The following is a 9,930-nucleotide window of genomic DNA, read 5'->3' as shown; positions in this document are numbered from 1 at the left end:
CCCGCGGAGCGGGTCCCTTCGGGCTGCGCCCGAAGCAAGCGAACACCCACGCTGCGCGTGGGTGTTGCGCTCACGCTCCGCGTGAGCGCCAGCGAGAGGCTGCGCCTCTCGCGCAATCTCCGTGCTTCGCACGGAGATTGACGGGCCGTCCGCTGCGCTCCCGGCCTTGGCGGGTCTTCGTCCCGCCAAGGGCTTCCGCTTCGCTCCAGCCCGGTCGGCGGGTCCGCTGCGCTTCCCCGCCTGATGGTCCTTCCGGCTGCGCCTCCAGGACCGTTGGGCCCGCTGCCGCGGGCCAAGCTGGCTAAGGGAGGGGTGTCGTGAGCCTGACACCCGGAGCGGACGGGCCGAGGCCAGGTGGGCGCGAGCTGACGACCGGGGTTCAAGACTGCAAGTGACTGCCTGTCAGGCACTGGACAGTACCGGGCACGGAAGCCGCCTCTCTAGTATGCTTCAAAATAAAGCCGAGATCCAAACTTGCCTCAGCATCCCCTACCGGATGACACCCGTGACGCGCCACCAGAGCGTCACCTCGATCGCGGCACCAACGACAGCAAAGCTCGCAAAGGAGCGGCAGCGTGCCGAAGACTCTCCGTCCCCACCAGCGCGAGGCGGTCGACGCGGTGCTGCGTGCGCTCGATCTGCCGGCCCACGCCACCGTGCCCGAGCGGGGGCTGCGGACGCAGGTGGTTATGGCGACCGGCTCGGGCAAGACCCTGGTCGCCGTGCGCAGCGCGGAGGAACTGAGGGCGGGCCGGGTGCTGGTGCTGGTGCCCTCGCTGGACCTGCTCACGCAGACCCAGGCCGAGTGGCATGAGGGAGGCCGCAAGGGGCTGATGATCGGGGTGTCGTCGCTGCGCGGGGATCAGGCGGTCTTCCCGAACACCACGGCGGTTAGGGAGCTGGTCGACTGGGTGCGGCCGTTCGACAAGGTGACGGTGTTCGCCACGTACGCCTCGCTCGGCCTCGGCACGCTGGAACGGGCGCACGCGGCCGGCCTTCCGGGCTGGGACCTGGTCGTCGTGGACGAGGCGCACCGGACCTCGGGGCGGATCGGCAAGCCCTGGGCGGCCGTCCACGACAACACCCGCATCCCCGCCCTGCGGCGGCTGTACATGACCGCCACACCCCGGCTGTGGCAGCTGGACGACGACACCGAGCCGGGGGTACCCGGTGAGCTGGTCGCGTCGATGGAGGATGATCCGGACGGACCGTTCGGCAGCAGGTGCTACACCCTGACCCTGTCCGAGGCGATCAACTGGGGCATCTGCGCGCCGTACCAGGTGGTGTGCGTGGACATCACCGACACCCAACTCCAGGCCACGCAGCTCCTGGGCGTCGAAGGCCGGTCGGATGAGGTGCGCGGGGCGCGGCTCGCGGCTCTGCAGACGGCGCTGGTGAAGGCGTCGGTCGAGGAGTCCTTCGGCCGGACGCTGGTCTTCCACCACCTGGTCAAGGAAGCCGAGGCCTTCGCGGCCGGCCTTCCCGACGTCGCCGCACAGCTGCACGCGGACGACCCGCAGCTGTACCCGAGTGCGGTCTGGGCCGACTGGCTGTGCGGCGATCACCCACCGGCCCACCGGCGCCGTGTGCTGGACGAGTTCGCCGGCGGCGCGGCCAGGCGCTTTTTGGGGTCGGCGAAGGTTCTGGGCGAGGGCGTCGACATCCAGAACTGCGACAGCGTGTACTTCGCCGACGTGCGCGGCTCCATGCCCGACCTCGTCCAGGCCGTCGGCCGGGCGCTGCGGATCCAGCCCGGTGAGGGCAAGGTGGCCTCGCTGGTGGTGCCGATCCTGCTCGGGCCCGGGGAAACCGCGGACAACATGCTCACGAGCAAGGCGTACGGCGGGCTCGCCAAGCTCCTGGAAGCCCTCAGGGCGCACGACACCCGCATCGTGGAGGCACTGGCCCAGCCACAGGAGCCAAGCCGCGTCAGAGGCGTTCAAAGCCGCAGCGGGCTGGAAGGCGAAGGAGCCGAGAGCGACCGAAGCGACCAACTGTCAGCACCGGCATGGGCACTGCTGAAGTTCAGCACCCCGCGCGATGCGGCCGCGCTGGCGGCGTTCATCAGCCTGCGCGTCCTCAACCCCGAAAAAGAGCACTGGCGGCGCGGTGTGGAGGCGGCCGTCATCTACTCCCGCGAACGCGGCGGCCTGAAGATTCCGTTCACGTACCGCGTGCCTGACGGCCGGGAGCAGGAAACCGAGGGCCAGGGCGAAGAGGAGAGCGAGGGTGTGCGTGAGAGGTGGCCAGCCTCACTCGCAGACTTCCCGCTCGGGCAGTGGATCGCCGATGCCCGCCATCTGAACGCCCGCGGTCGCCTCGGCGCCGAACGCGTCGAGCAGCTGGAGAAGCTGGGCATGGTCTGGTCGCACCATGACGTCGCGTGGGAGGAAGGGCTCACTGCGGCGCGTGGGTGGGCGAAGGAGAACGGGCACCTCCTGGCCCCGCTCGATGCCGTCTACCAGGGCCACAAGGTCGGCATCTGGCTGAAGAACGCGCGAGCCGACGTCCGCGCCGGGACGCTGGCCCCGGAGCGGTGCGAGCAACTGGAGGGCATCGACCCGTCCTGGTGCCCCGCCTGGCCCGTGGAATGGCAGCGTGCCTTCCACCTCGTCCGTCAGCACCTTCAGGCCCGCGGCGTGCTGCCGACCACGTCAGGCGAGACCGTGCACCAGGGCGAGGACCTCGGGCGGTGGGTCAGGGCACAGCGCCTTGGATGGGACCGGCTCACCGGCGGACAGCAGTGGATGTGCGAGCAGGTCCTCGGGATCGAACCGGCGGCCCAGGACGAGAAACCGAAGCCACGCCGCACGCAGAGCGACAAGTGGGCGCTGAACTACGCCGCCGCCCGCCAGTTCTACGAGCGAGAGGGGCACCTTCGGGTGCCCAGGGGGCACGTCGAGCGGATCGTCGTCGGGGACGGCGGCGAGGACCAGGAGGAACGAGACCTCAAGCTGGGGTCGTGGATCGGGAACCAGCGCAGCAGAGCCGCCACGCTGTCGCCGGAGCGGGTCGAGCAGCTCTCCGCCATCGGCATGCGGTGGGCGTAGCCGTCCAGAGGCCCGCTGCTTAAAGGGCACTTCGGCCACCCCTCTTTCACCGACTGCGCCAGGGAGATTTCGAACATATGTAGGCGTAATCTTGATGGCGGGGCACGGGGGTGCGGCTGTGTACGTCGCGATACCGATACCCCCTGGGGGGCGTCGCGGGAGGCGCTATGGCCCGGACAAGACTCATCAGTCCGTTCCCGAAGCAGTTCACCGACCGGCAGTGGGCCCGCTACGTCAAGCAGGGCCGCGACATGGTCGAGGAAGATACCTCGATCCAGTTCCGCCTGGGCGATCTGACACTGAAAATGATCAAGCCCAAGGGGCGTGGGATAAACCATGGTGTCTTCCTGGTGCTGGACCGTTTCGCGGATGAGATCGGCAGCAACGTCAACACCCTGGTGAAGTACCGGCATGTCGCCATGGCCTGGCCTCCGGATGAGAGGGTTCCGGGCGTCCCGTGGTCGGTGCACTCGGCACTCGATGCTCTGCCCGACCGGTTCGAGGTCATCCGCCAGCCTCCGGAAGGCAGGGAGCACTGGACGGAAGACCTCGCACTCAGCCGGGCAGGACGCCTTCCCAACCGGCCGCTGACGAAGGAAGAGAAGCTGGACCGGGTCCGGACGCTGATGCGGGAGGACGAGAGCGCCACCAAGGCGGTCGAGGAAATGATCCGTCGCCCCGACGTCGCGCAGCGGGTGATGTCCAGCCCGTCGAACCAGCGCATCCTGTACCGGGCGCACCACGAGCAGCGTCAGCAGGCCGCCGCTGCCAGATTCGCCGCCGCGCACGAGCGGGACGAGGCCGATGACGAGGTCCGGGAAGTACGGCAGGTTCGCCGCCGTGAGCCGGCGGTGGACTACCAGTGGGCCTCCAGTGAAGTGCTGGAGCTGATCGGCAGTGGCACGACGTTCCTGGTCGATCTGCAGCGGATGATCCCGAGGCTGCACGTGGCGGAGTTCACCGAGCGTGAGGTACGAGCCGTGCTGGACAACCACCGGCGGATTAGGGCGGCGCTCGACTGGTGCGACTCCGCGCTGTCGACCGGCGACAAGAGCATGGACGAGGAACTGGCACGCATCCTGTCCGAAGGGGATGACCAGCTATGACCCGCACAGCCACCGGCGCCCCGCGGGCAGCCCCAGTCCCCACCCAGCACCTGGCCGAACTCACCTGGAGGCTATGCGAGGAGAAGGGCGAGGATGTGCTGCTCCCCCGCGAGGAGATCACCGGCCGCATCCACGCCACCGACGGGCAGTTCGAGCGGGCTAAGGGCTACGTCCGCGACCACATCACCATGGAGAAGGGGAAGGCGTTCCTGTCGTACCGCAGCGGCTACATGATCACGATCGATCCCGCGAAGATCTCCGAGTACGCCGCCCTGCGGATGCGCCGCATCAACACCGAACTACGCCGCCTGCTGTCCGGGGCCATCAACCCACTCGGCGAGGAAGTGAACAACTACGAGGTCCTGGCCATGTTCCAGGACGAGATCGCCCACATGACCCGCACCTACGACCGGATGCAGAAGGCCACCCTCACCATGCCCCAACCGGTCCGGCCAGCCAAGCCGAAACGGCGGCGGCGCACCACCGCAGGCGCCTGACGTCCGGGAGTGTTCGTGACGGGACGCCCGACCATGCGACGCCCAGCCAGCGCGCGCACCCTCTACAGCGCGCTGGCCGACCTCGGCGTGGCCCCGAAGCTCGATGCGCGGCAGCGGCCCGACGGCCCCAAGCGCACCGACACCGCCATGCTCCTCGGAATCCTGCTCGCCAAGACCGAACTCGACGCCGCCAGGCGTGCCGACCCCGCACAAGAGCCCCCACGTGGCCTCACCCAGCTGCTGGCCGGCTACTGCTCCGCCATCGCCGACGAAACCCGTCTGCGCCTCCTCAGCCTCCGCCTGGTCCGCAGCGCCATCGAAGCCACACTCGACGACGACCCCAGCCCCCTGTCCTGCGCCGCCGGGGACTGTGCCCTAGCCGCCGCCGGCCTCATCGACGCCGACCGGCTCACCCGCACCGGCGCCGGCCCCGCAGCGGTCAACGCCTGCCTCGACACAGCCGCCCAATCACTGACCGCGGCAACCACCGGTATCAACGCCCTCACCGCCACCAGGCGCCACCAGGCGCCACCACACCCGCCGTACCCCTGCCCGTGAGTGAGGGGCAGCGGCTCAGCAGGTCATGAGGCGGTGGTAGTCCTCGGCTTGCCGGGCCAGGTCGTCTTCGGGGATGCCGGTGAAGGCGCTCATCTGGGCGTAGGACAGACCGCTCCCGCGCCCGACCAGCGCGAACTCCCACAGGGCCTGGTTGATCCGGGCCCTGGCAGTGCCGAGGGAGACCATGCCAAGCTCGACACCGTCGGCCGCCGACAAGGTGCCCTCAATCTTCAGCTCCGTCAGGTGACGCACCGCGCAGGTGATCAGATCGGTGACGAACTCCGGCATATCGGAGGGGACGCCTGCCGCCCAGGTCCGCTCATGTGGCTCCGGCGAACCGATGTCAGCGTGCTGCTGGGAGCGGCGATCGGCGATGTACTCCCACACCCACCGGTAGGACACCGGGAGCCCGTCGGTGCGACGGTTCAGCTCCTCATACAGCTCGAAGGCCGAACGGCGCTCCTCGGGCGCCTTGGCCTGGTCTTCTTCCAGCAGCGCATCCAGGAACTGACGGGCCTCACCCAGGCCCTCTTCGCCGGCCGGGAGGGGGTGCGGCAGGGGCAGCACGGTCGAGATCGCCTCCTTGACCGTCGCTCTGGCCACACCGTGCCGGGCAGCCAGGGAGCGGGGCAGCCTGTCGCCCGCGCGGTGGTCGCGGCGGATCGCTTCGAACAGTTCTGTCCCTGGCTCGGCCATCGTCTACTCCCTATGTGTTTGCGGGCTGGTCGGGCGCCCACCCACCTCATGCTGCCCGGTTCGGTGCCGGTGCGCTGCCCGCGCCCCGGTGTGCGGCAGCGGGCCGTCGGGAACCCGGAGTCCTCGCGGCCGGGTGCCGTCTCGAGCGTGGCGCCTGATGCTCGACCACACCGCAGGCGTGGGCCGCTTCGGTCACGCCCGCTTGGTCCCAGGGGCGCAGCCGCAGCGGGCGAGCGCTGTGCTGGCGCCCTTCCAGTTGCCCGAAGCGGCGGCCTGCCTCGATCAAGTCCACCGCCCAGGACGGGGCCGGGCGCCCCGGGCCGCGGTTCGACCGGGCCGGCAAAGCCTCATGGACGGCGGGCAACTGCAACTGCGCGGCCGGACAGCCGGTGAGGATGCGCACCGCCAGCGCCGCGGCGTGAACGGGATGGGCGATACGCGCATGGAGCCGGCGCGCAAGAAGCGCGGTCGGCTCGTCGGGCTCGGAAGGAAAGCGGCCGACCGCGGGCAGCGGAAGCACCGCGCGGCCCAGGCGGCAGGCCGCTGCCTCGATTTCGCCGCGGCCGGGTGCGCGCCGCGCCGGCAGCAGGAAGCACGGCTCACCCTCGTGGGGCGGGAACTGCCCGTCCGCCTTCCACCACGCGAACCGGCCGGCGGGCGGTCGTGGAGCCGGCGCAGGAGCGGCCACGGCGCGACGGGCCGCGGCCAGGTTGTGCGCCTCTTCGTACGGGAGTGCGGCGAGAGCGGCGGCCAGGGCGGGCGGCAAAGGACCGTGGCACAGCACGGTCAGACGGATCCCGGTCAGCTCCCGCAGGGCGAAGAGATACTCGAAGTGCCGGGAGCTGATGCGATGGGCCCGGGTGACGATGACGTGACCGATGCGCAGCGCGAGCATCCAGGCGGCGACCACGCGCCAGGCGGTCTCGAGGTTCGTCGTCCAGTAGGTACCGTCCTCGCTCCCGGCCAGCGGAAGGTGTTTGCCCATGCTGCGCAGCAGGTCGTGGGCCAGGGAGGCGGGAGCGCTCGCCACCGGGGTGGGGTGGACGGTGATACGGCCCAGCGCGGGAGTGTGGGCGGCCAGCGCGACGGCCATGAAGGCGTAGTCATCGTGAGAGTCGTGCACCACAGTGAGCGGGGGCAGGCCGGAATTGGTGTGGCCGGGTGACCATGTAGGCCTCCAGGGGCCAGTGGTGGTCTCGGGCACGACGGCCGGGCGCGGCATCGGCATTACCTCGGCCCGGGTGGTGGCGTGGCAGCGGCGGGCGCCGGCGTGGAGTTGCCGGCGGAATCTGTGCGGGCCGCCGTCGACGTGATGGCCCGCGGGGTGGGGGCAGGAGGACGCGTGGGTGCGGTCATGGGCGCCGCCCGCCGTCGACCCGGTCGGCCACGGCCTGCAGCATGTCTCCGTCGGGCTTCTTCGCTCCGGTGGCGGCCAGAGCCCGCTGGGTGTGAAGGGTCAGCACGACCCAGCGGCGCAGACAGCCATCGGCGAGGCGGGCGTCCAGCGCCTGAAGGTCGCCGGGCGCGACGCTCTGCCACAGCGGATGCAACGCAGCAACCGCCTGCGGGACCTGGTCGCAGGTGAACGGCCAGATGCAGGGCCAGCCGGCGCTGCGGGTGGCGAGCATCCGCTGGGCGCGCAACGAGCGTTCGCCGCGCGCCTGGGCGATGAGCACCACGCACAGCCCCTGGGGAAGGTCGTCGTGCAGGAAACGCACGTACTCGAAGCAGGACGCCGACAGCCGGTCGGCGTCCTCGACCACGACGATCCGCGGCCTGACAGCCAGGGCACGGCGGATCAGCGTGTCGGCGGCTCCGGGGTCGGCAGGCGCCTCGCCGCCAAGACCAAGTGCACGGTGGAGGGCGGCGCGCAGGTCAGCCGGCGCCGGCTGAGCCCGAAGATCCAGCGGCAACAGCTCACCAAGACGGCGGCCGGCGGTGTGGACGGCGAAGGTCTTGCCGACCCCGGCATCGCCCAGCACGCACACGAACCGGCCCTGGGCATAGGCATCGGCGAGCGCATCACCGACGGCGAGCATGCCCGGCGTGAGCACAGTACGTACCCCGGGAACGCCGAGGAAGTGCAGGCCAGATGGGGCAGCGTCCTCAAGGACAGCGAAGGGCCCGGCCGCACCGGCCGCGCCCCAGAGCGCCGGCGGCGGGGACGGGATGGTCAACACCGCTTCAGCGCCCAGTCCACGACCCGGTCGTCGACCTTGTCGGCCCCCAAGTGCCCCATGCCCTTGATCACGTGCTTGGTGACCTTCGCCCACTCACGGAACGAGCCCAGCGCATACTGGGTGTCGATGCGCTTCAGCAGCGCCTCGTCCACGCCCTTCCACACCCGGTGCGAGTCGGGCACGGCCTTGAGGATCTCCTCCTCGGTCATCGCCAGGATCTCCAGGCGAATGTAGATCCGCGAGGCCAGCGCCGGATCGCTCTGCAGCGTCTCGTACGCCTCCCGGCCGCCGACGAAAACGATGGCCGGCTTCGGGTCGCAGTTGTCCCACAGCTTGCGCAGAAACTCGAAATTCTCCCGCCGGTACTGCTGGGCCTCATCGCACACGATCACATACGGACGCCGCGGCAGCGTCTCACGCAGCAGCTTGTCGAACGCCGTCGGCGTGCCCGGCATCTTGCAGGAGAGGTTCATCTGGTGGAACAACTCCTCGCGCAGATCCTTCGGCCCCGGGCGGGAACGGGCGAAGTCCAGCGGCAGGATCAGATCCGGATTCATCTCCTGGATCGTCGCCCGGGTACCGAAACTCTTGCCCAGCCCCGCATCCCCGTAGATCACCGACATCGCCCTCGACTCGACGGTGTCGACGACAGTGTCCCTGATCTGCAGCAGCGTGTCGGTAGCCACCAGCGACGAGTCCTCGAGGCCGAGGAAGAACTGCGGGCGCAAATCAGGGCGGCGCGGCGCCGCAGACTCGGGCGGCTGCTGCGGCGCGGCAGTAGTGGCGGTGGGGGTGGTCATGCGTCCTCCGAAGGCGGACCGGCAGGGGCGGGGGCGGCGGCCTGGCCCGGGCGTACCCAGCCGGCCGGAAGCGGAGTCAGGGGCGAGTAAGGCTCCGCACGTCGCCGCGGCGGCGCGGGCGGGGCAGCGCCCTCCAGTTCGGCGCGTGCCTCCTGTTCCGTCATGCGGATGGCACGGACGGGGAGTTCGGGCCGCGTGGAGGGCAGGTGACGTTCCCGCCTGCGTTCGGCGGAGCGTTTCAGAGCCTGCCGCAGAACCGCGCTGTGCTCGTCGCGGTCGTTGAGGACTCTCTCACGCATCTCCTCGCTGACCTCGTTGCTGAGGAAAGCCCGGCCGAGGTAGCGGTTGCCACGGAAGGTATAGAGATCGATCTCATGGTCGTGGTGGGGCATCCACCGCAGGCGCAGTTCCAGACCGATGCGTCCCACGCCCTTCTCGGGCATGTAGTAGCGGTTGTTGAACTCCACCCCATGACTGGTGACCTTGTGGACCCTGTTGTCGCTCTCCAGCATGAAAGCGCGCAGTTCTTCCGGGCTGGGCTCAGGCCGGATCTCAGCAGGGTCGCTCAGCCACGCTTCAAGCGGCGTCATCCCGGTGCGTTCAAGGACATGCCGGGTGTTGCGCTCCTCAACCCACTGGCGCAGCAGGTCCACGAACGCCTCGAAAGTCAGCGGCGGGTCCTGGTCGCCGACGCGGCAACGGTGGTCAAGCAGGGGTGCTTTGGCATAACGGGGCAGGTCCGCGAAGAACCGGGTCATGCTGGTGCGGTTCAGCCGCTCGATCCCGCCCTTATGACGGGCGCTGCGCACCTTGTGCATCGGCACACCGAGCAGGCCGAAGGTCCGCCGGACGGTCCTGGACAGGAAATCGGAGCCGCCGTCGACGCGTACGAGATGCGGCCGTCCACCTGCGGGCCCATAGGGGGCTTCACGCAACACGGAGGCGCGGACGGCTGCCAGAACCGAACCGCGGTGCGCGGAGCCAGCGGTGACCGCCCAGCCCATCACATAGCCGGTACCGCGGTCCTCGAACCACGTCACCCA

At 69.9% G+C, this 9,930-nt stretch carries 9 protein-coding genes; 4 read left to right on the top strand and 5 right to left on the bottom strand.

Annotated elements, in window-relative coordinates:
* Nucleotides 1-575 precede the first annotated feature (575 nt).
* From ACF08B_RS41135 to ACF08B_RS41120, 4 genes are all read left to right on the top strand, one after another.
* Complete coding sequence (locus ACF08B_RS41135) at nt 576-3,050, top strand: Helicase associated domain protein (protein ID WP_392322156.1); 2,475 nt, start codon at nt 576-578, stop codon at nt 3,048-3,050.
* Between the two features lie 167 nt (nt 3,051-3,217).
* Entirely contained in the window at nt 3,218-4,156 is a 939-nt protein-coding gene (locus ACF08B_RS41130; RefSeq protein ID WP_392322155.1) for a DUF6192 family protein, read from the top strand.
* Nucleotides 4,153-4,653, top strand: a complete 501-nt coding sequence (locus ACF08B_RS41125) for a hypothetical protein (protein WP_392322154.1) — start codon at nt 4,153-4,155, stop codon at nt 4,651-4,653. The genes ACF08B_RS41130 and ACF08B_RS41125 overlap by 4 nt, the downstream gene beginning before the upstream one ends.
* 33 nt (nt 4,654-4,686) lie before the next feature.
* Nucleotides 4,687-5,211, top strand: coding sequence for a hypothetical protein (locus ACF08B_RS41120; RefSeq protein WP_392322153.1), 525 nt, complete (start codon nt 4,687-4,689; stop codon nt 5,209-5,211).
* A gap of 15 nt (nt 5,212-5,226) precedes the next feature.
* Here ACF08B_RS41120 and ACF08B_RS41115 read toward each other — a convergent pair whose 3' ends face one another.
* From ACF08B_RS41115 to ACF08B_RS41095, 5 genes are all read right to left on the bottom strand, one after another.
* Entirely contained in the window at nt 5,227-5,907 is a 681-nt protein-coding gene (locus ACF08B_RS41115) for a hypothetical protein (protein WP_392322152.1), read from the bottom strand.
* 46 nt (nt 5,908-5,953) lie between these two features.
* Nucleotides 5,954-7,030, bottom strand: a complete 1,077-nt coding sequence (locus ACF08B_RS41110) for a hypothetical protein (RefSeq protein WP_392322151.1) — start codon at nt 7,028-7,030, stop codon at nt 5,954-5,956.
* A gap of 229 nt (nt 7,031-7,259) precedes the next feature.
* On the bottom strand, nt 7,260-7,946 hold the full coding sequence (locus tag ACF08B_RS41105; protein WP_392322150.1) for an AAA family ATPase: 687 nt from the start codon (nt 7,944-7,946) through the stop codon (nt 7,260-7,262).
* 134 nt (nt 7,947-8,080) lie between these two features.
* Nucleotides 8,081-8,887 (bottom strand): AAA family ATPase, encoded by an 807-nt coding sequence (locus ACF08B_RS41100; RefSeq protein WP_392322149.1) that lies wholly within the window; start codon nt 8,885-8,887, stop codon nt 8,081-8,083.
* Nucleotides 8,884-9,930 (bottom strand): Mu transposase C-terminal domain-containing protein (locus ACF08B_RS41095; RefSeq protein WP_392322148.1); only part of this gene is annotated, 1,047 nt, incomplete at its 5' end. The genes ACF08B_RS41095 and ACF08B_RS41100, both read right to left, overlap by 4 nt.

Source organism: Streptomyces sp. NPDC015139, assembly GCF_043079785.1.
In the GTDB taxonomy this organism is placed as follows: domain Bacteria; phylum Actinomycetota; class Actinomycetes; order Streptomycetales; family Streptomycetaceae; genus Streptomyces; species Streptomyces albidocamelliae.
This window is presented reverse-complemented; position numbering and strand designations above follow the sequence as displayed.

What these genes read in the sequence shown, in the direction of transcription:
- ACF08B_RS41125 (WP_392322154.1), top strand. Translation starts at nt 4,153, where the DNA reads ATGACCCGCACAGCCACCGGCGCCCCGCGGGCAGCCCCAGTCCCCACC.
- ACF08B_RS41120 (WP_392322153.1), top strand. Translation starts at nt 4,687, where the DNA reads ATGCGACGCCCAGCCAGCGCGCGCACCCTCTACAGCGCGCTGGCCGAC.
- ACF08B_RS41130 (WP_392322155.1), top strand. Translation starts at nt 3,218, where the DNA reads ATGGCCCGGACAAGACTCATCAGTCCGTTCCCGAAGCAGTTCACCGAC.
- ACF08B_RS41100 (WP_392322149.1), bottom strand. Translation starts at nt 8,887, where the DNA reads ATGACCACCCCCACCGCCACTACTGCCGCGCCGCAGCAGCCGCCCGAG.
- ACF08B_RS41105 (WP_392322150.1), bottom strand. Translation starts at nt 7,946, where the DNA reads ATGCTCGCCGTCGGTGATGCGCTCGCCGATGCCTATGCCCAGGGCCGG.
- ACF08B_RS41115 (WP_392322152.1), bottom strand. Translation starts at nt 5,907, where the DNA reads ATGGCCGAGCCAGGGACAGAACTGTTCGAAGCGATCCGCCGCGACCAC.